13 protein-coding genes are annotated in these 21,172 nt (G+C 66.9%); 5 read left to right on the top strand and 8 right to left on the bottom strand.

Annotated elements, in window-relative coordinates; translation table 11 throughout:
• Window positions 1–103: 103 nt before the first annotated feature.
• Together ASC93_RS04575 and ASC93_RS04570 are read right to left on the bottom strand one after the other, a co-directional pair.
• A complete protein-coding gene (locus ASC93_RS04575) occupies window positions 104–2,164 on the bottom strand; it encodes a UvrD-helicase domain-containing protein (protein ID WP_056437771.1) in 2,061 nt (686 codons plus the stop codon).
• A 122-nt stretch (window positions 2,165–2,286) separates the two neighbouring features.
• Window positions 2,287–3,168 (bottom strand): hypothetical protein, encoded by an 882-nt coding sequence (locus ASC93_RS04570; protein ID WP_157201746.1) that lies wholly within the window; start codon window positions 3,166–3,168, stop codon window positions 2,287–2,289.
• 181 nt (window positions 3,169–3,349) lie between these two features.
• Between ASC93_RS04570 and ASC93_RS04565 the strand changes: the two genes are divergently transcribed.
• The gene (locus tag ASC93_RS04565) at window positions 3,350–3,835 is read left to right on the top strand and encodes an SRPBCC family protein (RefSeq protein WP_056437765.1); all 486 of its coding nucleotides are present in this window, start codon (window positions 3,350–3,352) and stop codon (window positions 3,833–3,835) included.
• 43 nt (window positions 3,836–3,878) lie between these two features.
• Here the strand turns inward: ASC93_RS04565 and ASC93_RS04560 are convergent, their stop codons facing one another.
• The 3 genes from ASC93_RS04560 to hemE all read right to left on the bottom strand — a co-directional run bounded on the left by ASC93_RS04560 (window position 3,879) and on the right by hemE (window position 9,032).
• Window positions 3,879–5,315, bottom strand: a complete 1,437-nt coding sequence (locus ASC93_RS04560) for a dihydrolipoyl dehydrogenase (RefSeq protein WP_056437763.1) — start codon at window positions 5,313–5,315, stop codon at window positions 3,879–3,881.
• A gap of 69 nt (window positions 5,316–5,384) precedes the next feature.
• Window positions 5,385–7,391: a primosomal protein N' gene (locus ASC93_RS04555; protein ID WP_056437760.1), complete on the bottom strand. Its 2,007-nt coding sequence runs from the start codon at window positions 7,389–7,391 to the stop codon at window positions 5,385–5,387.
• 558 nt (window positions 7,392–7,949) lie between these two features.
• The gene (hemE, locus tag ASC93_RS04550; protein WP_056437758.1) at window positions 7,950–9,032 is read right to left on the bottom strand and encodes a uroporphyrinogen decarboxylase; all 1,083 of its coding nucleotides are present in this window, start codon (window positions 9,030–9,032) and stop codon (window positions 7,950–7,952) included.
• Window positions 9,033–9,176: 144 nt separating this feature from the next.
• On the opposite strand from hemE, the gene ASC93_RS04545 reads away from it, so the two are divergent.
• The 4 genes from ASC93_RS04545 to ASC93_RS04530 all read left to right on the top strand — a co-directional run bounded on the left by ASC93_RS04545 (window position 9,177) and on the right by ASC93_RS04530 (window position 19,393).
• Window positions 9,177–11,120 carry a S9 family peptidase gene (locus ASC93_RS04545; protein ID WP_056437754.1) on the top strand — a complete coding sequence of 648 codons (1,944 nt, stop codon included), beginning with the start codon at window positions 9,177–9,179 and terminating at the stop codon, window positions 11,118–11,120.
• A complete protein-coding gene (locus tag ASC93_RS04540; protein ID WP_056437751.1) occupies window positions 11,117–15,286 on the top strand; it encodes a DEAD/DEAH box helicase in 4,170 nt (1,389 codons plus the stop codon). The genes ASC93_RS04545 and ASC93_RS04540 overlap by 4 nt, the downstream gene beginning before the upstream one ends.
• A gap of 168 nt (window positions 15,287–15,454) precedes the next feature.
• On the top strand, window positions 15,455–17,341 hold the full coding sequence (locus tag ASC93_RS04535; protein WP_056437747.1) for a DUF885 domain-containing protein: 1,887 nt from the start codon (window positions 15,455–15,457) through the stop codon (window positions 17,339–17,341).
• Window positions 17,342–19,393 (top strand): gluconolaconase, encoded by a 2,052-nt coding sequence (locus ASC93_RS04530; RefSeq protein ID WP_056437745.1) that lies wholly within the window; start codon window positions 17,342–17,344, stop codon window positions 19,391–19,393.
• A gap of 188 nt (window positions 19,394–19,581) precedes the next feature.
• Here ASC93_RS04530 and tatC read toward each other — a convergent pair whose 3' ends face one another.
• From tatC to tatA, 3 genes are read right to left on the bottom strand one after another with little or no spacing between them, the layout of a single operon-like run.
• Window positions 19,582–20,337 (bottom strand): twin-arginine translocase subunit TatC, encoded by a 756-nt coding sequence (tatC, locus tag ASC93_RS04525; protein ID WP_056437743.1) that lies wholly within the window; start codon window positions 20,335–20,337, stop codon window positions 19,582–19,584.
• A 37-nt stretch (window positions 20,338–20,374) separates the two neighbouring features.
• A complete protein-coding gene (gene tatB, locus ASC93_RS04520; RefSeq protein WP_056437740.1) occupies window positions 20,375–20,881 on the bottom strand; it encodes a Sec-independent protein translocase protein TatB in 507 nt (168 codons plus the stop codon).
• Between the two features lie 15 nt (window positions 20,882–20,896).
• Window positions 20,897–21,133 carry a Sec-independent protein translocase subunit TatA gene (tatA, locus tag ASC93_RS04515; protein ID WP_056437737.1) on the bottom strand — a complete coding sequence of 79 codons (237 nt, stop codon included), beginning with the start codon at window positions 21,131–21,133 and terminating at the stop codon, window positions 20,897–20,899.
• Window positions 21,134–21,172: the final 39 nt, after the last annotated feature.

Raw genomic sequence — 21,172 nt, 5'->3', positions numbered from 1 at the left:
GATGCTTGCTGCGTGAAAATTGATTCGTGAAAGTATTTCCCGCGCAACAGTTGAAGTCAAATAAGAATTTCAATCGTGCGCACCCTGCGCCTCCGGCCGTGCGTCAGACCTTGGGCGTGGCCAGCAGGGCTTTCAGGTTGGCGAGGCGTTCCTTGGGCGTCATGACTTCGTTTTCCTTGGGGACCGCGTCGCCGACGTCGAGCGCCATTTCCTTGATGAAGCGCGACGGGTCGCAATGCACGAGCTCGCCCGCCCGCTTGCGCTTCTTGCACCAGGTAACGTGCAGGCTGCGCTGCGCGCGCGTGATGCCGACGTACATCAGGCGGCGTTCTTCCTGGATGCGGGCGGCGATCTTTTCGACAGGGTCGTCGGGGTCGCCCTTGTGCGGCAGGATGCCCTCCTCGCAACCGACGAGGTAGACGTGCGGATATTCGAGGCCCTTCGAGGCGTGCAAGGTCGACATGCGCACGGCGTCCGGCTCCTCGTCCTGGCCCTCGAGCATGGACATCAGCGCCACCATCTGCGTCAGTTCGAGCAGGTTTTTTTCCTCGCCGTCGCGGTCGCGCCCGCCGCGGCCCCGTTCCTTCAGCCAGTTGGTGAACTCGAGCACGTTCTGCCACTTGCCTTGCGCGGCCCGGTCGTCGAAGTTCTCGTACAGGTAGTGCTCGTAATTGATCTCTTTCATCATGTCGTCGAGCAGTTCGGCGGCGTTGTCGCCGCTGCCGGATGGGCCGGGACGCGTGGCGCGTGCTTCCATGTCGTTGATGAAGTGGCAGAATTCGCGCAGCGGAATGAGTTGCCGGTCCTGCAGCCTGGCTTCGATGCCGCCCTTCAGCGCGGCCTCGAACAGCGAGCAGTTCCACTGCTTCGAGAATTCGCCCAGCGCCTCCAGGGTCGTCATGCCGACGCCGCGCTTGGGGGTCGTGATCGCGCGGATGAATGCCGGGTCGTCGCCCTCGTTCGCGATCAGGCGCAGGTAGGCGATGATGTCCTTGATCTCGGCCTTGTCGAAAAAACTCTGGCCGCCCGAGATCGTGTACGGGATGCGTTCCTTGCGCAGCGCCTGCTCGATCACGCGGGCCTGGTGGTTGCCGCGGTACAGGATCGCAAAGTCCGACCATTTATTTTTGCGCTGGAAGTGGTCGGCCGAGATCATGATCGCGACCTGGTCGGCCTCCGTCTCGTCGTTCGGCATGCCCAGCACCTTGATGGGCTCGCCCAATCCGTGCTCGGACCACAGCGATTTCTCGAACAATTTCGGGTTGTTGCCGATCACGGCATTGGCCGCCTGCAGGATGCGCGTGGTGGAGCGGTAGTTCTGCTCCAGCTTGATCACGTTCAGGTCGGGGAAGTCGGTCTGCAAGGTGCGCAGGTTTTCCACCGACGCGCCGCGCCACGCGTAGATCGCCTGGTCGTCGTCGCCCACGGCCGTGAACATCGGCTTCTTGCCGAGGCCCGTCACCATCAGTTTCACCAGTTCATACTGGCAGGTGTTGGTGTCCTGGTACTCGTCCATCAGCAGGTAGCGCAGGCGGCGCTGCCAGCGGTCGCGGATCGGCTCGTTATTGCGGAACAATTCCACCGGCAAGCGGATCAGGTCGTCGAAGTCGACGGCCTGGTAGGCCTGCAAGGTCGCGACATAGCTGCGGTAGATGCGGGCGGCCTGGGCCTCGTCCTCGTCGCGCGCGTCGCGGATCGCGTCCTCGGGGTCAACGAGGCCGTTCTTCCACAGCGAGATCGCGTTCTGGATGCGGCGGATCTCCTGTTTATCCGTGGTGACGGCGAGGTCGGAGACGACGGTATAGCAGTCGTCGCTGTCCATGATGGAAAACCGGTCCTTCAGGCCGACGCCGGCCGCTTCCTGGCGCAGGATTTTCACGCCCAGCGAGTGGAACGTCGATACGGTCAGCTGCTTGGCCTGCTTGGGCTGTTTCAGCAGCTTGGCGATGCGTTCCTGCATTTCGAGCGCGGCCTTGTTCGTGAACGTGAGCGCGGCGATCGTGCGCGGATCGTAGCCGCGGTGCTCGATCATGTAGGCGATCTTCTGCGTGATGACGCGCGTCTTGCCCGAGCCGGCGCCGGCCAGCACCAGGCAGGGACCGTCGAGATAGAGCACGGCTTCGCTTTGCGGACCGTTCAGGCCGAAATTCGGGGCGTTGGACATGGGAACCTTGGATGGGAGAGCTCAGCATTGTAACAAGCTCGTCCCCGCGTTGAAGCGGGCCGGCGCAAATGCGCACGGCCGTGTTGCAGACCTGCCTTGACGCGCCGGCAAGGGCGCCGGATTCAACGGTAGCGGGCGACGTATTGCGCGGCCAATTCGTCGATGTGCGGCGCGTAGCGGGCCAGCTCGGCCTCGGTGTTGGGCGACTGCCAGTCGTCCTTCCAGGCCATGGTGACGCCGTCCGGCAGCGTCAGCCGGGCGAACACGGCGCCGTCGCGCTCGTAATCGGCGATCGTGCCCCAATAAAAATCGCGCCGGTACGATTTGCGTACGTTGCCCAGGCCGAAATCCAGGACGAGCGCGTCGTCGATCACGCAGACGGCGTGGCCGTCGATCTGGCCCGGCTTCGCGAAGCCCTGCCCGCCCAGCAGGAACATATTGCCCTGGTTTTCCACTTCGACCAGGCCCGACACGATGCGGGCGCGGTGGCCGTGCAGTTCGGCCAGGCGCCGTGCCAGCGAGGCGATGAGGAAGCACGCGCTGCCGAAATTGTGCAGGTACAGCCAGCCGAGGTCATACATGCGGTCGTACAGCAGGCGTCCGAAATCGGCGAGTTCGGGCTGGTTCGACGACACCAGCAACTGCTGGCCGCGCAATTCGCCGCGCACGATGAACACGGCGTCGAAGACGCGGCCGTAGCGGTCCAGCAGCGCCAGGAAGCGCTCGGTGCCTTCCACCACGAGGCCGTCGTCGGCATCGCTCGCCAGCGCCACCAGGCCGTGTTCCTCGAAACGGCGCAACTGGGCGGCAACCTCCTCGGCGGAGTACGGCAGGCCCTGCGCCAGCGCGGACAGTTTCAGGCGCTGGCCGGCGACGAAGTCGTTGCCGAGTTTGAGGAACAGGTCGTAGCCGAGCATCGAATCGGTACAGGGAACGTTTTCGACCAGCCAGTTGCGCACGAGGGCAACGCTTTTGAGAATAGGGGGAACGCGATGCAGGGGCATTGTAAATACTCGACAATATGGGTGACACAATCGCCGAGAGTGTGCCGCAATTCGTCCGCATATGTCGCGTGGTTTAACGACCCTTTACAAATGCATGGACCGATATGTCGCGCCCCGGACACGGTATGCGTTACCATCGCCCTGTCAGCGCCTCCGGCGCCGTTTGCACGAGTTAATCAAAATGAAATTTGAACACCTGATTGAGATAAACGATCCCCTCAACCCGCTGATGGACACGATCACCCGCGAACAGCTGTGGCGCGGCCTCGTGCTGCGCGCCGAGGATCCGAAGCTGTTCGTGCCGCACCTGGACGAATGCACGATCAGCGAACGGACCAGCGGCAGCTTCGCGCGCCGCCTGCGCTATGGCGACCTCGTCATCGACGACAAGGTGATCCTGACCCCGCTGCGCGAGGTGCGCTACGAAGTGCCGGCGCAGGGCGACATCGCCCAATCGCTGCTGACCATGAGCATCGAGACGCCGACGCAGGAAGCGCTGGTGGTGCGCTTCCGCTACGACGACGGCAATCCGTCGGCCACCGACGAGACCGGCCGGATGTACGAGGACTTCAAGAAATCGGCGTACAAGGAAGCGGACATCGACACCGTCAAGGTCGTGCGGCAGCTGGCGGCGGACGGAAAACTGGACGCCTCGCTGCTGAATTAGGAATGGTGGGCACGGGGTGCCCACGCTACGACTGAACCACGCATCACGTACCGGGTTCCACCTCGTCCGGATCGATGTCGCTTTCTCCCTTCGCGAGATTGGCCGCGAGGTCGCGCAGCGCCGTGCGCACGCCCTCCTCGATCACGGGGTGGTAAAACGGCATCTCCAGCATCTGGTCGACCGTCATGCGCGACTGCACCGCCCAGCTCAGCAAGTGGCCGATGTGTTCGCCGCGCGGGGCGATCATCTCGGCGCCCAGGAAGCGGCCCGTGCGGTACTCGCCGTAGACGCGCAGCATGCCCTTGTTCTGCAACATCACGCGGCTGCGGCCCTGGTTCTCGAACGACACCTGCCCCACCGCGAACTTCGACCTACCCGGCGCGCACAGCGTCTTGTAGCTGGCGCCCAGGGTGACGACGTTCGGCTCCGTGAACGCGGCTGTCAGCGGCGTGCGGCGCAGGCCGGGACGGATGTCCGGGAAGCGGCCGGCGTTGTCGCCGGCGATCTTGCCGTGGTCGGCCGCCTCGGGCAGCACGGGCCGCTCGTGGTTGGCGTCGCCGGCGATGAAGATGTGGCTGTTCCCGCATTGCATGGTGCGCGGGTCGAACAGCGGCACGCCGTTGCCGTCCAGCGCGATGCCGGCGTTTTCCAGGCCGAGGTCGTGCACGTTGGGCGTACGGCCGGCGGCCTGCAGCACGTATTGAAAACGTTCCGTATGCGCTTCGTCGTGGCGGCCCGTCGTCAGCACGACGTCGTCGCCGTCCTGCTCGGCGCGCAGGATGCGCGACTGGAAGTGGATGTCGAGTTCCTCGCACAGCACGCGCGCGGCGGTCTTGAGTACGACGGGGTCGGACAGTTGCGCCACGCTGCCGCCGCGCGCGACCATGCGCACGCGCACGCCCAGGCGAGCCAGGGCCTGGCCGATTTCCAGGCCGATGACGCCCGTGCCGATCACGGCCACGGAACGCGGCAGGTCGTTCCAGTAAAACACGTCGTCGCTCGTGATCACGCCGGGCCCTACATTGTCCAGCGCCGGCAGGCGGGTCGGGCTGGAGCCGGTGGCGATCACGATGCGACAGGCGTCGATCTCGGTGTGGTCGTCGACCATCAGCGTGTGCGGATCGGTGAAGCGGGCGTGGCCGCGCACCTTGTCCTCGTCCGGCATGGCATCGACGCCGTCGACGACGAAGCCGACGAAGCGGTCGCGCTCGCGCCGCACGCGTTCCATCACGGCCACGCCGTCGATGCGGACAGCGCCCGGATGCACGCCGAACCCCGGCGCGAGATGCAGCATGTGCGCGGCCTCGGCGGCGGCGATCAGGAGTTTGCTGGGCATGCAGCCCACGCGCGCGCACGTGGTGCCGTAGACGCCGCTCTCGATCAGTACCGTACGCGCACCCTGCGCCCTGGCGGCGCGGTAGGCGACCAGGCCGGCCGTGCCGGCGCCGATGATGGCGACATCGACCTTCAGTTTCTTCATCCTCACCTCCGGGAAGTTCACGAGCGTGACGATACGCTGTTTTCAGGAACTCGGCTTGGGAGGGGGAAATCAAATATCCAGCGGATCGACCTCGAGCGACCACCGCACCCGCGACTTCAGCGCCCGCAACGCCTCCACCCACTCGGTCAGGAACGCCTGCAGCGCCGGCCGCGAATTCGATTCGACCAGCAGTTGCGCGCGGTCGACGTTGTGCACGCGGGTCATCGTCATCGGGATCGGATCGTTGATGACGACCGCGTCCGACGGCATCGCGTCGCGCGCGGCCTCGAGGAATTCGATGGCGGTCGCCAGCTCGGGCGCCTCGGCACGCAGCAGCGCCTGGTACATGTACGGCGGCAGCGCGGCCTGGTGGCGTTCTTCCAGCAGGCTGCCGGCGAAGCGGTCGTAGTCGTGCCGCATCACGGCGCCGTACAGCGGATGCTGGCAGTAGCGCGACTGGATCAGCACTTCCGATTCCAGTCCGGCCCGGCCGGCGCGTCCCGCCACCTGCATCAGTTGCGCGAACAGGCGCTCGCTGGCGCGGTAATCCTGCGAGAACAGCGCCGTGTCCGGATTCAGCACGCCGACGAGGGTCAGCCGTTTGAAATCGTGGCCCTTGGCGACCATCTGCGTGCCGATCAGGATGTCGACGTCGCCGCGGTGCACGGTATCGAACGCCTCCTGCGCGCTGCCCTTGCGGCGCGTGGAATCGGCGTCGATGCGCAGGATGCGCGCCTGCGGGAACAGCGCCTGCAAGCCTTCCTCGACGCGCTGGGTGCCGCGGCCCAGCGGCTGCAGGTCGACGTTGCCGCAGGTCGGGCACGCGTGCGGGATGCGCGTCTCCAGGCTGCAGTGGTGGCAGCGCAGGCGCCGTTCCGGCCGGTGCAGGACCATGAATGCGGTGCAGCGCGTGCAGTTGCTGATCCAGCCGCAGGCCTCGCAGCACAGCACGGGAGCGTAGCCGCGCCGGTTCAGGAACAGCAGCGATTGCTCGCCCCGTTCGATGCGCAGCCGCAGCGCCTGCATCAGCGTCGGCGTCAGGCCCTCCTTCGGCTTGTCGCGCTCCATGTCGATCAGTTTTACGCGCGGCAGCACGGCATCGCGCACGGCGCGCTCGCGCAGTTCGAGCCTGCGGTAGCGGCCCGTCTGCGCGTGGTGCCAGCTTTCCAGCGACGGCGTGGCCGACCCGAGCACGATCGGAATGTCCAGTTGGCGCGCGCGCCATACGGCCAGGTCGCGCGCCGAATAACGCAGGCCTTCCTGCTGCTTGTACGACGGGTCGTGTTCCTCGTCGATGACGATCATTTTCAGGTTCGGCAGCGATGACAGGATCGCCAACCGCGTGCCCAGCACGATGCGCGCGCGGCCCGTGTGCGCGGCCAGCCAGTGCAGCATGCGTTCGCCTTCCGACAGGCTGCTGTGCAGCGTCGCCAGCATCACGCCGGGAAAGCGCGCGCGGATGTTCGCTTCCAGCTGCGGCGTCAGGTTGATTTCGGGGACCAGGATCAGGATCTGCGCAGCGTCGTCGCGGTGTAACACCTGGGCGCAGGCCTGCAGATAGACCTCGGTCTTGCCGCTGCCCGTCACGCCGTACAGCAGCATCGGACTGAAGCCTAGCGCACCGCCGATGGCATCCGCCGCCTGCCGCTGGGCCGCATTCAGCACGGGCATGTCGGTCGGCATCGGGTCATGCGCGTCCGGCAGCTTGGCCAGCTTCTTGAGCGCGCGGTCCAGCGCCACCGTCGTCGACAGGCGCAGGTTTTTCGGCAGGCCCGGCAGCGCCACCTCGCCCAGCGGCCGGTGATAGTAGGCGGCGGCGAAGCGCGCCAGCGCGATCCATCGTTCAGGCAGCGGAGAAAGCTGGCTGCGCACGGCGATGGCGTCCTTGAGCTTGTCGGCCGGGACGTCCGTCTCGTGCTTGACGGCGACGATCAGCCCGACCGCCTCGCGCCGCCCGAAGTTCACGAGCGCCAATTGCCCGACTTGCGGCTCGCTACCGGGTTCGCATGCCCAGCGGTAGTCGAACAGGCTGTCGAGCGGCGTGTCGAGCGCGATTTGCAGGATGCAGTGGGACAATCCGGGACCTTGTCGAGAAACTGTGGAGAACTGTGGAAAACTTTGTGGAAAATGGAAAAGTTGACCGTGGAGAAGGTTTACGCTAGATCAAAACGTTAGGAAAATCTCTATGTATATCCCTAAAAATACCCTATAAATTCAATGACTTAGTTTTTTCGACTTTGAGCACACGAAATTTCTCATCGCTTGAGCGCTTCTGTGCATAACTGCGCCTTTCCGGTGAAAAACTTGAGCGCAGTGCAGCAAAAACTTGATGCAACACTTGAAGAAAACTCGTAAACCACGGTAAACCAAGCACTTTTCCGGATTATGCACAGAAGCTGTGCATAACTTTGTGAACAATAGGCTGACAGCTTCGGTGGATAACCGGTCACTCCCTGGGAAGCACACCGGCACGACGCCCTCACGGCGGCACTAAATCCAATAAAATCAATTACTTACCATATGCGGGCGGCCACTGTATATTTCTACAGTCCGCGCCGGCGCAGCGCAAATTATTGTGAATAAGTGTGATTGCACGCTTATCGCGCTGCGCAAAGGACGGCAGCGCGGCGGACGTCAGGCGGTGCGCTGGCGGCGGCTGAAATCGTGCACGGCGTGGACCATCGCCGTCACCGACTCCGGCGGCGTGAATTGCGAGATGCCGTGGCCGAGATTGAATACGTGGCCGTGGCCGGCGGACGGGGTGCCGTAGCTGGCGAGCGCCTTTTCGACCTCGGCGCGGATCTGCTCCGGACCGGCGAACAGGATGGCGGGATCGAGGTTGCCCTGCAGGGCGACGCGGTCGCCGACCTGGGCGCGCGCGCGGCCCAGGTTGACGGTCCAGTCCACGCCCAGCGCGTCCGCGCCGATGTCGGCCATCTCGTCCAGCCACAGGCCGCCGCCCTTCGTGAACACGATGGCCGGGATGCGCACGCCGTCTTTCTCGCGCTGGAGTTGCGCGACGACCTTGCGCATGGACGCGAGCGAGAACGCCTGGTAGGCGCCGTCCGCGAGCGCGCCGCCCCAGGAATCGAAGATCATGACGGCCTGCGCGCCCGCGTCGATCTGGGCGTTCAGGTATTGCGCGACGGCTTCCGCATTGATGTCCAGGATGCGGTGCATCAGGTCCGGACGCGCATACAGCATCTTTTTGATCGTGTGGAATTCGCGCGAGCCGCCGCCTTCGACCATGTAGCAGGCCAGGGTCCAGGGGCTGCCCGAAAAGCCGATCAGCGGCACGCGGCCGTTCAGCGCCGTGCGGATCGACGTCACGGCGTCGAACACGTACTGCAGGGACGCCATGTCGGGCACGCGCAGGGCGGCGACTTCGGCTTCGGTGCGGACGGTACGCTCGAATTTCGGGCCTTCGCCATCCTCGAAATACAGGCCCAGGCCCATCGCGTCCGGCACGGTCAGGATGTCCGAGAACAGGATCGACGCGTCCAGCGGATAGCGGTCGATCGGCTGCAGCGTGACTTCGGTGGCGAAGTCGGGATTCTTGGCCAGCCCCAGGAACGAGCCGGCGCGCGCGCGCGTGGCGCGGTACTCCGGCAGGTAGCGCCCCGCCTGGCGCATCAACCACACCGGCGTGTAGTCCGTCGGCTGGCGCAGCAGCGCACGCAGGAAGGTGTCGTTCTGGAGCGGGGCAAATTGTGGCATGGCTGACAATCCGGTCGAAATCGAGGGCAAACGTTTATTATCGCATTCCTGGCGCGCGCAGGCGACTTCCCGGACATGCTTCGCCGCGGCGGGCACTTATAATGCTTGTCTTCCCGCTGCCGTCCCCCATCTTCAGGACCGACCATGACCGACACCACCCGCAAACAGGCCACGCCCTGCGGCGCCTGGACTTCCCCGATCACCGCCGCCATCGTCGCGGCCGGCGCCACGCCGCTGTCGCAGGTGCTGCTCGATGGCGGCGACGTCTACTGGCTGGCCGGCCGCGCCAGCGAGGGCGGCCGCAACACGCTGATGCGCAGCCGCGGCGGGCAGGTCGAGGAACTGACGCCGGCCCCGTTCAACGTGCGCACCCGCGTGCACGAGTACGGCGGCGGCGCCACGCTGGTCGCGGACAGCCACATCTGGTTCTCGAACTTCGCCGACAACCGCGTCTACCGCATCGACCGCATCGGGGGCGGCGCGCCGCAGCCGGTGAGCGCCGGTGGCGCCGAACGCTGGGCCGACTTCGTGCTGGACCGCTGCCACCTTCGCCTGATCGGCGTGCGCGAAGACCATTCGGCGGGCGGCACCTATCCGCAGAACACGCTGTGCGCGCTCGGCGCCGACGGCACGCAGACGGTGCTCGTCGACGGCAACGATTTCTATTCGTCGCCGCGCATTTCGCCGGACGGCACGCAGCTCGCCTGGCTGAGCTGGGACCACCCGCGCATGCCGTGGCAGGGGACGGAACTGTGGCTGGCCGAGATCGGCGCCGACGGCACGCTGCTGGACGGCCGGCTGGTCGCGGGCGGCGCCGAGGAAGCCATCGTCCAGCCGGAATGGTCGCCGGACGGAACGCTGCACTTCGTCTCCGACCGCAGCGGCTGGTGGAACCTGTACCGCTACGAGCACGGCGTCGTGCATGGCGTGTGCCCGCGCGCGGCCGAATTCGGCGGCCCGCACTGGACCTTCGGGAACAGCATGTACGGCTTCCGCTCGGCCACGGAAATCGTCTGCACGTACATCGAACATGGCGTCAGCCGCCTCGCGCGCATCGACACGGCCTGCGGCAGGCTGGCCGACATCGACACGCCCTACCAGGAAATCCGCGAGCTGCGCGTGGCCGGCGACACCGTGGCGCTGCTGGGCGGCGCGCCCACGCTGGCGGCGGAAATCGCCTGCATCGACCTGGCCACCGGCCAGCGCGACGTGCCGGCGCGCTCGATCGAACAGTTGCCGGACGTGGGCTACCTGTCCGTCCCGCAAAGCATCCGCTACCCGAGCAAGGATGGACGCACGTCGTACGCGTTTTACTATCCGCCCACCAACCGCGACTACGCGCCGCAGCCGGGCGAGCTGCCGCCGCTGATGGTGATCGGCCACGGCGGTCCGACCGGCATGGCGTCCAGCACCCTGAAACTGGCCACGCAGTTCTGGACCAGCCGCGGCGTCGCCGTGCTGGACGTGAACTATGGCGGCAGCACCGGCTTCGGCCGCGCCTACCGCGACCTGCTCAAGGGCCAGTGGGGCGTGATCGACGTCGAGGATTGCGTGGCCGGCGCCCAGTATCTGGCCGACCAGGACCTCGTGGACCGCGAGCGCCTCGTGATCCGCGGCGGCAGCGCCGGCGGCCTGACGACCTTGTGCGCCCTCGCCTTCCACGACGTGTTCAAGGCCGGCGCCAGCTATTACGGCGTGTCCGACCTGAAGGGCCTGGACGCCGACTCGCACAAGTTCGAATCGCACTACAACGAATACCTGATCGCGCCGAAGGAAAGCGCCGACCGCGTCTACGCCGAGCGCTCGCCCATCAACCATACCGATAAGCTGCACCGGCCGATGATCTTCTTCCAGGGCCTGGACGACAAGGTCGTGCCGCCGCCGCAATCGGAAGTGATGGTGTGCGCCCTGCGCGCCCGCGGCGTGCCGGTCGCCTACGTCACGCTGGAAGGCGAAGGCCACGGCTTCCGCAAGGCCGAGAGCATCGTGCGCACGCTCGAAGCGGAGCTGTATTTCTATCTGCGCGTGTTCGGCATTCCCGTTCCGACCAGCCTGCCGGCCATCGGGATCGAGAACCTGCCTGCATGAGTGAGGTGTTGCACGCGGTGGTCGAGGCCTGCGACGAGCGCCGGAAACTGATCCTCGCGCTGCTGGCGCTGACCGGCGAACCGATGGGACGGCGCCGCATCCACGACCACCTGGCGCCGCTTGCGGCCAGCGCGAACGAGGACGACGTGGCCGAAGCGCTCGAACGCCTGCGCGCCGATGGCCTGATCGGCGAACTGCCGTCGCGCGGCTACACGATCGACGCCGATGTCGCCTGGCCCGCCATCCAGTGGGTGCTGCGCGCGCGCCGGTTCAACGAACTGCGCGAGGTCTACCAGCAGGTGACGCCGCTGCGCGTCGACTGGCAGGGCACGCCCATGCTGCGCAGCTACCGCCAGGGCGTCGCGCTGCTGCGCATGGCGCTGCTGGCCGGCGAAGGCCCGAAGACCATCGCACCGCTGCTCGCCGCCTGCCTGCGCTGCCACGAAGCGGCGTACCTGCATCCGCTCGTCGACATCTGCGCGCGGCCGTTCGAGCCGGACCTGATGGAGCGCATCAATGGCCTCGTGCGCGACGACGTGCTCGCCGTCCTCGTCAACCACGTGCAGCGCGAACCCGCGAGCGCGCCCGCGATCCGCGCCTACGCGGAAGACCTTGTCGCGCAAGGCGGCGCGTCGATGGTGCTGCGCACGGCACTGGCCGAGCATTTCATTTTGTGCGGCCGCCTCGACGCCGCGGCCGGCCTGCTCGTCGACCTCGACGAATCCGCGACCCTGTACTACCACAGCGTGCTGCAACTGCTGCGGGGCGACACGGCACCCGCGCTGGCCGGCTTCGACAAGGCATTGAAGCTGCTCCGGCGCGAGACGGGCAAGAGAAAAGCCGTGTTCGAGGGCATCGGCGGCCATCTGTATGTGACGGCACTGCTGCGCAGCGACGACCCGAAGCACGCGAAGGCCGCCGAGGCCTACCTGGACAACGCCACGCGCGCCGTGCAAAGCCACGACACCGCCGTGTACCAGCAATTGTCGATGCTGCGCCAGATCCGCGGCGGCACGGTCGATGCCGAGGTGCTCCCGTCGCGCAACTGGGAAACCGGCTTGCAGCCGGTGATGTTCCGCGCCCTGCTGCACTGGTGGCTCGGCATGCCGCAACTTGCCGACAAGCGTGCCATGCTGGAACAGCAGTTCGAGGTGGCGCTGGCCGCGGGCTTCGATTTCATCGCGGCGCAGATCGCGTCCGTGCTGGGCCAATTGGGGATGATCGGCATCGAGCGGCAGGCGATCGCGCTGCGCCAGCAGCACCGCTTCGTCGACCTCGCCCTGTGGTTCGAGCGCGAACAGCCGTGGGAGCGCCAGCTGAACGCCCTCATCAACCTGCAGCCGGCCGTGAACGTGGAAGTCGTGAAGGAATCGCGCCTCGCCTGGCTGGTCGCGTGGGACGCGCACCTGGGCGTGCGCGCCATCGAACCGAGGGAACAGAAACGCGACGTGCAGGGCGGCTGGACGCGCGGCCGTCCGCTGGGCCTCAAGCGCCTCGCGGAAGACGCGGCGGAGCTGGACTTTCTCACCGCGCAGGACGTGCAGGTGGCCGCCAGCATCGGCGCCTTCCGCTACTACAGCGGCACCGGCACGCGCTATGAATTCGACCTGGACAAGGCCGTGGCCGCGCTGGCCGGCCACCCGCTGCTGTTCTGGATGGATTCGCCGGGCACGCGCATCGAACTGCTGCCGGGCGAACCGCAGCTGGTCGTGCGCGCCGGCGGCGGCAAGGTCCGGATCTCGCTGGTGCCGCCCTTGCGCGAGCAGCAGGGCGACGTCGTCGTCACGAAGGAGACGCCGACGCGATTGCGCATCGTGCGCGTAAAAGACGAGCACCGCCGCATCGGCGCCATCGTCGGCGACGGACTGGAAGTGCCGCTCGAAGCGGAGAAGCGCGTGCTGCAGGCGATCAGCGCCATCGCCTCCATCGTCACCGTGCAGTCGGACATCGGCGGCAGCGCGGCGGACATCGAGCAGGTGGCGGCCGACCCGCGCCTGCACGTCAACCTGCTGCCTTACCAGCAGGGCTTGCGCATCCAGGTGATGGTGCGGCCGCTGCCCGCTGCCGGTCCGTACTTCCGTCCGGGCGACGGCGCGGAAAGCGTGATCGCCGACTTGGCGGGCGTGCGCACGGAAGCGCGCCGCGATCTCAATGGCGAACGCGAGGCCGAGCGCCAGCTGCTGGCCGACCTGCCCGCGCTGGAGCAGGCGGAGATGGAACACGGCGAGTGGCTGCTCGCGGCGCCGATCCACTGCCTGGAACTGGTCGTCCAGCTGCAGGAACTGGATGCCTCCCGGGTCCTCGTCGCGTGGCCCGAGGGCGAATCGTTCCGCGTGTCGAAGAAGATCACGTCGAAGTCCGTGCGCCTGCAGATCCGGCGCGACAAGGACTGGTTCGCGGCCAACGGCGACGTGCAGGTCGACGAGAACAAGGTGATGGACTTGCGCGAGCTGCTCGCGCGCGTGCGCGAGGACCGTTTCATCGCGCTCGGCGACAACCAGTTCCTCGCGCTCACGCACGAACTGCACCGCCGCCTGCTGGATTTGTCCGCCTACAGCGATGCGGACAAGGACGCGCTGCGCTTCCATCCGCTCGCCAGCTTCGCGCTGGAAGAGATGGCCCAGGACGCGGGCGGCGTCGATGCCGACAAGGCGTGGCGCGCGCATCTGAAACACATGCAGGCGAATGCGGAATACAAGCCGCAGTTGCCCGGCACCCTGCAGGCCGAACTGCGCGACTACCAGATCGAAGGCTTCGAGTGGCTGTCCCGCCTCGCGCACTGGGGCGTCGGCGCCTGCCTCGCGGACGATATGGGCCTCGGCAAGACGTTGCAGGCGCTCGCGCTGATCCTGGCGCGCGCACCGGGCGGGCCGACGCTCGTGGTGGCGCCGACGTCCGTCGCGACCAACTGGCTGGCGGAAGCCGAGCGCTTCGCGCCCACGCTGAACGTGCGCCTGTTCGGCCCCGGCGACCGCGCCGCGATGCTGAAGGAAGCGGGCCCGTTCGACGTGATCGTCGCCAGCTACGGCCTGCTGCAACTGGAGTCCGCGCTGTTCGAGGGCATCCGCTGGCACACGATCGTGCTGGACGAAGCGCAGGCCGTCAAGAACCCGTACACGCGCCGCTCGGCGGCCGTGATGGCCCTGCAAGGCGATTTCAAAATGGTCGCCACCGGCACGCCGCTGGAGAATCACCTGGGCGAGCTGTGGAATCTGTTCCGGTTCATCAATCCGGGCCTGCTCGGGACGAGCGACCAGTTTCAGTTGCGCTTCGCCGGCCCCATCGAAAAGGCGTCGGACAAGCGTGCGGAACTGGCGGCACGCACGCGCCTGCGCCGCCTCACGCAGCCGTTCATCCTGCGCCGCACCAAGGCGCAGGTGCTGTCCGAGCTGCCGCCGCGCACCGAGGTCAATCTGCCCGTGCAGCTCTCGGAAGAAGAGATGGCGCTGTACGAATCGCTGCGGCGCGAAGCGCTGGAACGCATCGCGAGTCTGGAAACGCCGCAGTCGCAAAAACAGATCCAGATCCTGGCCGAGATGATGAAGCTGCGCCGCGCGTGCTGCAATCCGGTGCTCGTCGCGCCCGACAGCGGCATCCGCAGCAGCAAGCTGGAAACGTTCGCGCGCCTCGTCGACGAACTGCTGGAGAACCGCCACAAGGCGCTCGTGTTCAGCCAGTTCGTCGACCACCTCACCCTGATCCGCAAGCATCTGGATGAACGCGGCATCCGCTACCAGTACCTCGACGGCTCGACCCCGATGCAGGAACGCAAGCGCCGCGTGGATGCGTTCCAGGCCGGCGACGGCGATTTATTCCTCATCTCGCTCAAGGCCGGCGGCGTCGGCATCAACCTGACGGCGGCCGACTACGTGATCCACATGGACCCGTGGTGGAATCCGGCGGTGGAAGACCAGGCGAGCGACCGCGCGCACCGCATGGGCCAGCAACGGCCCGTCACGATCTACCGGCTCGTCGCACGCCACACGATCGAGGAAGGCATCGTCGACCTGCACCGCCACAAGCGCGACCTCGCCGACAGCCTGCTGGAAGGCACGGACATGGCCGCGCGCATGTCGCCGGCGGACATGCTGGCCATGCTGCAGGCGGGGCTGTCCGGTGGCGCGGGCCCGCGCGCGCCGTCGGCCGCCGAATGGCGGTCCGGGTGACGATAAGCGCCGTTGCGAGGGCGTTGGCGGCGGTTCGCGTCAAGACACGGGCGTGACCGATTGTTTCAGATACCCGCAAGCAGGCCGAATGATGCTAATCTGGCGCCCCCGCGCGCGTCCCGCGTGATGCGTGCCATCTGGCCCTTTATTCAACCAGGCAGATCGAACATGATGAAATCGAAAATCGCGCTTGCCGTACTGCTGACCAGCGTCGCGCTGGCGCCGGCGAGTGCGCGCACCAAACCCCATCACAAGGCCTCGCCACACAGCACGAAGGCCAAGGTCTCGTCGAAGAGCAAGGCCAGGGCGCCCGCCGCCAAAGGGCGCTCCCACAACGAAGCGCGCAACAAGACCGCGCCATCCGTCGTCGCCGCGCCGCAGAACCGCAACGACCGCTTCATGGACTCGCTGTCCATGCAATTCCTCACCGCGCTGTGGCGCATCGATCCGGAAGACGGCATCTACGTCGGCAAGTTCGATGCGGCCGCCAGGCTGACGATTCCGGACGCCGCCTCGCGCGCGAAGCGCCTCGCCTTCATCGACGAATGGCTCGACAAGTTCGGCAAGCTGAACGCCGACAAGCTGTCGCCGAACCAGCGCACCGACCTCGCCGTCCTCCTCAACAAACTCAAATACGACCGCTGGCAGCTGACCACGTTCCGCGAGTTCGAATGGAACCCGGCCGAATACAACGTGGCGCAGGCCTTCGACCTGATCCTGAATACGGAATACGCGGCCAAGGCACAGCGCCTGCGCACGATCCTGAAACGCCTGGCCGACGTGCCGGCCTATTACCAGGCGGCGCAGGCGTCCATCGTCAACCCGACGCACGAACACACGCAACTGGCGATCCAGCAGGCGCCGGGCACGCTCGTCGTGCTGGCGGACCTCGGCAAGGCCGCGCAGGAATCGATTCTCTCGCCGCAGGAAAAGGCGATCTTCGCCGTGCGCATCGCGAACGCCGGCACGGCGGTGCTGGGCTGGGTCGACTTTTTGACGGACCTCGATAAATCGCAGGTGCAAATGCAGCGCGCCCGCTCGTTCCGCATCGGGAAGGACCTGTACGAACAAAAGTTCGCCTTCGAGATCCAGTCGTCCAACACGGGCGAACAGACCTACCGCAAGGCGCTGGCCGCGCGCGACGAACTCCTTACGCGCATGGACGCTTTGTCGGACCAGTTGTGGGACAAGACCGTGGGTGCCGGCACCGCCAAGCCGGCCGACCGCTACAAGAAGATCGGCATGGTGATCGACAAGCTCTCGCTGCAGCACACGACGCCGGCGAACTTCCTGTCCGAGATCCGCCGCCAGATCCCGCAGTTGCAGGACTGGGTCGTCAAGAACAACCTCGTGACGATCGATCCGAGCAAGCCGCTCGTCGTGCGCGAGACGCCGCTGTACCAGCGCGGCGTCGCCGGCGCCAGCATCGATGCGCCGGGGCCGTACCGTCCGAAGGATAAAACCTATTACAACGTGACGCCGCTGGACGGCCTCACGCCCGAGCAGGCCGAAAGCAGCCTGCGCGAGTACAACAACTGGATGCTGCAAATCCTGAACATCCACGAGGCGATCCCGGGCCACTACACGCAGCTGATGAACGCCAACCGTTCGCCCTCGCTGGTGAAAACCCTGTTCGGCAACGGCGCGATGGTCGAGGGCTGGGCCGTGTACGGCGAGCGCATGATGCTGGATTCGGGCTACGGCGACAACGCGCCGGAGCTGTGGCTGATGTGGTGCAAGTGGAACCTGCGCAGCGTCTCCAACACGATCCTCGACTACAGCGTGCACGTGCTGGGCATGACGCGCGAGCAGGCCATGGACCTGCTGGTGCGCCAGGCCTTCCAGACCCCGCAGGAAGCGGCCGAAAAATGGCGTCGCGCGCAGCTGTCGTCCGTGCAGCTGTCCAGCTATTTCAGCGGCTACAGCGACATCATGGAACTGCGCGAACGCCGCAAGCAGCAGCTGGGCGACCGCTTCGACCTCAAGCAGTTCCACGACCAGTTCCTGGGGTACGGGAATGCGCCGGTCAAGATCATCGGCGAGTTGATGCGGTAAGTGAAGCGCAAACCTCTCGCCGCGGCGCTCGCGGGCGCCGTCGTGCTGGCCGGGGGTACGGCGCTGTACGTCTTCAACGCCCGCCAGGACGCCACGCCGGGACGGCCCTTCTGGCGCCCCGCGGACGCGCCGACCAGGGCCGCGTGGAGCGCACGCGTGATGCCGCTGGCGGGCCGCTTCGGCGATCCGTTCGGCACCGTCGTCGACGCCCACGGCAACGTGTTCGTGGCCGACGGCGGCGACTGCAGCTGCATCCGCCGCATTGCGCCCGACGGCCGGATGACGACCTTCGCCGGCGGCCGCGCGGGCTTCGCGGACGGCCTGGGCGCCGCCGCCGCGTTCGACACGCCGTCGGCGCTGGCCATCGACCGCCTGGGCAACCTCTACGTGGCCGACACCCGCAACAACGCGATCCGCAAGGTGGCGCCCGACGGCAGGGTGAGCACGCTGGCGGGCGGCGGCGCCGGTTTCGACGGGCCGGTCGGCGTGGCCGTCGACCGCGACGGCAACGTCTACGTGGCCGACACCTACAACGACCGCATCCGGCGCATCGCCAGGGACGGCGCGGTGACGACGGTGGCCGGCAGCGGCACGCCCGCCTACCTGGACGGCGTCGGCGTCGCGGCGGCATTCGATACGCCCTGCGCCATCGCGGTCGACAAGCACGGCGTGCTGTTCGTCGCCGATACCGGCAACAACGCGATCCGGCGCATCGACACGGCCGGCGCCGTGACGACGCTGGCGCGCGCACCCGAGGCCGAGCGGCGTCCGCTGCTGCGGCGCCCCGTCGCGCTGGCGCTGACGCACGACGGCTATCTGTACGCGAGCGGCGCGGGCGGACGCATCCTCCAGTTCGACCCGGCCGGGCAGTATCACGCGCTGGCGGATGCCGACCATCCGCCGGGCACGAGCTACGCCAGCGACGGCAGCGTGCGGCTGTACGCGCCGCGCGGCATCGCGGTCAGGCGCGACGGTGCGCTGCTGGTGGCGGACGGCCAGGCGCAGCAGGTGTTCGTGCTGGCGCCTCCCCGGCCGGGCGCGCCGCCCGTGTACGCGAAACCGGCGCTGCCCGCGGTGGCATCCATGCCCTGGCCCGTGGCCCCGCAACGGGAACCGCACGAAGTGGTCGGCGTGCTGGGCGAGGTGCGCGGCAGCTACGACGGCGAGAACCGCGACCACTTCCATGCGGGCCTGGACATCCGCGCCGACGTGGGCGCGCGCGTGCTGGCGGTCCTGCCGGCGACGGTCGGCGACCCTGATCCCAACTGGGCGTTCGGCCAGCTGGGCGAAGGTATGAGCATCGGGCCGCTGTCGTACATCCACATGCGCGTGGGCCGCGACGCCAAGGGCAATGCGCTCGACCCGCGCTTCCAGGTGCTGGCCGGCGCGAACGGCAAGCCGGAACGCGTACGCGTGCGGCGCGGCACGCGCTTTGCCGTCGGCGACGCGCTCGGCACGATCAATCCGATGGCGCACGTGCACATGGAGTACTACCCCGGCGGCCGCGCCGTCAACGCGCTGGCGCTGCCGTTCGTCGGCCTGCGCGACACGGTGCCGCCCCGCATCCAGAGCATCGCGCTGTACGACGCCGGCGGCCAGCGCCTGCCTGGCAAAAGGGGCAAGCGCCTGCACGTGGCGCGCGCGCTCGGCGACCTCACGATCGTGGCCGCCACCTACGACCGGATGGACGGCAACCTGGCGCGGCGCCGCCTCGGCCTGTACAAATTGGGCTACCAGCTGCTGCATGCGGACGGCAGCCCGGTCGCCGGGTTCGAGGCGCCGCGCATCACGCAAACCTACGACCGCCTGCCGCGCGAGCGCGAAGCGGTGAAGCTGCTGTACGCGGAAAACAGCGGCATCACGGTCTACGGCAGCAAGGCCACGGTGTTCGCCTATGCCGTCAACAACACGCTGCAGGATGGCGTCGCGCTGCCCGGCAGCTGGAAAGTAGACAGCCTGGAACCGGGCGACTACGTGCTGCGCATCTACGCGGCGGATTTCGCGGGACAGGTGGCGCTGGAAGGGCGCGACCTGCCGATCACGGTGGAATAGGAACGGGCGGTGAAGGCTCCGCCGGCACGAACAGGCTCGGGCGACATGTACGACGGAGCCGCCGGATCGTCAGCGGCATGCCGGGGACGGGGCCGATCCGGTCCCGGCACCTCTGCGTCCTCATTTGCGCTTGTTTACAACGAAAACGGCGCCCGCAGGCGCCGTCGTTCAGGGAGCGGTATGCACGCTCAGGCGTGTTCCTCCGGCGCCCGCGACACACGCACGAAGATCGGCGCCATGATGAGGCCCAGCTCGAACAGCAGGCACATCGGCACGGCCAGCGCCAGTTGGCTGACGGCGTCCGGCGGCGTGACGACGGCGGCGATCACGAATGCGCCGACGATGGCGTACGGACGGATCGAGCGCAGCTTCTCGACGCTGACGATGCCCATGCGCACGAGGATCACGACGACGACGGGCACCTCGAACGTGGCGCCGAACGCGAGGCACATGGACATCACGAAATCGAGGTAGTTCTCGATGTCCGGCATCACGGCGATGGAATTCGGAGAAAAATTGCCGATGAAGTGGAACACGCGGCCGAACACGAAGAAATAGCAGAACGCCACGCCCGCGATGAACAGCACCGACGACGAGATCACGAGCGGCAGCACGAGCCGTTTTTCGTGCGCGTACAGCCCGGGCGCGACGAACGCCCAGACCTGGTAGAACACCCACGGCAGCGCGAGGATGAAGGCGATCAGCAACGTGACCTTCATCGGCACGAGGAACGGCGAGACGACGCCCGTGGCGATCATCTTGGAGCCGGCCGGCAGCGCGGCCAGCATGGGCGCGGCAAGGAAATCGTAGATGCGCGCCGGGCCCGGCCACACCAGCAGCCCGATGCATGCGAGGACGATGCCGTACGTCGCCTTGATCAGGCGGTCGCGCAGCTCGACCAGGTGGGAGATGAAGGTTTCTTCGCCCGCGGTTTCTTCAGTCATCTGGCGCAAGGGTGCGGCGCCCGGAGGCGGCCGTCATCTAGAAAAATGTGGTGTTGGAGGTGGCGCCGGGGCGGAATTTGCGCACGCGCGCGGCGCCGGACAGCACGTGCTGGCGCGTGCCCTGGCGGTTCTTGTACCAGGCCGGCATGCTCGACGTCCTGGCCAGCTTCTTGCGGCGGAAGTCGCGCGCCTTGCGCTCGATGTCGTCCGGCGTGGCCGTCGTGGGCATGACGGCCGTGTCGCCGCGCCAGGCGGACTCGACCTCGCCCATATGGCTCGAGACGGTGGTCTCGACCTCGGACTTGAACGTCTCCACCTCGGACTTGAAGCTTTGCGCGCTGTCCTGGATATCCTTGTGCAGGTTGCGCAACTCTTCCATCTCGATCTCGCGCGAGACCTCGGATTTCACCTCGTGCAGGTAGCGCTGGGCGCGGCCGTACAGGGTGCCGGCCATGCGCGCCACCTTAGGCAATTTCTCGGGGCCAATCACGACCAGCGCCACCGCGCCGATGATGGCGAGTTTGGTAAGACCGAGATCGATCATGGACGGCTGACGGGATCAGTGGCGCGTTTTTTCGCGCGCGTCGACGTCGATCGTCGACTTGTCGGCCACCTGCTGCGGCGGCTGCGCGGTCGTCTGGCCCGGGGCCTTGTCTTCCTCGCCCTTCACGCCATCCTTGAAACCCTTGACGGCCTTGCCCAGGTCCGAGCCCGCATTGCGCAGCTTGCCCGTACCGAACACCACCACCACCACGACCAGCACGATCAGCCAGTGCCAGATACTCATCGAACCCATTGTTTTCTCCTTGCCGGGCAGCAGCCCGATCAGCGTAAG

Source organism: Massilia sp. Root335 (assembly GCF_001425685.1).
Lineage (GTDB): Bacteria > Pseudomonadota > Gammaproteobacteria > Burkholderiales > Burkholderiaceae_D > Telluria > Telluria luteola.
Note: the sequence above shows the minus strand (reverse complement) of the source record. Positions and strands in the feature narration are given on the sequence as shown.

Coding starts and splice junctions, on each gene's coding strand:
- ASC93_RS04575 (WP_056437771.1), bottom strand. CDS start 2,164: ATGTCCAACGCCCCGAATTTCGGCCTGAACGGTCCGCAAAGCGAAGCC.
- ASC93_RS04570 (WP_157201746.1), bottom strand. CDS start 3,168: ATGCCCCTGCATCGCGTTCCCCCTATTCTCAAAAGCGTTGCCCTCGTG.
- ASC93_RS04565 (WP_056437765.1), top strand. CDS start 3,350: ATGAAATTTGAACACCTGATTGAGATAAACGATCCCCTCAACCCGCTG.
- ASC93_RS04560 (WP_056437763.1), bottom strand. CDS start 5,315: ATGAAGAAACTGAAGGTCGATGTCGCCATCATCGGCGCCGGCACGGCC.
- hemE (WP_056437758.1), bottom strand. CDS start 9,032: ATGCCACAATTTGCCCCGCTCCAGAACGACACCTTCCTGCGTGCGCTG.
- ASC93_RS04545 (WP_056437754.1), top strand. CDS start 9,177: ATGACCGACACCACCCGCAAACAGGCCACGCCCTGCGGCGCCTGGACT.
- ASC93_RS04540 (WP_056437751.1), top strand. CDS start 11,117: ATGAGTGAGGTGTTGCACGCGGTGGTCGAGGCCTGCGACGAGCGCCGG.
- ASC93_RS04535 (WP_056437747.1), top strand. CDS start 15,455: ATGATGAAATCGAAAATCGCGCTTGCCGTACTGCTGACCAGCGTCGCG.
- tatC (WP_056437743.1), bottom strand. CDS start 20,337: ATGACTGAAGAAACCGCGGGCGAAGAAACCTTCATCTCCCACCTGGTC.
- tatB (WP_056437740.1), bottom strand. CDS start 20,881: ATGATCGATCTCGGTCTTACCAAACTCGCCATCATCGGCGCGGTGGCG.
- tatA (WP_056437737.1), bottom strand. CDS start 21,133: ATGGGTTCGATGAGTATCTGGCACTGGCTGATCGTGCTGGTCGTGGTG.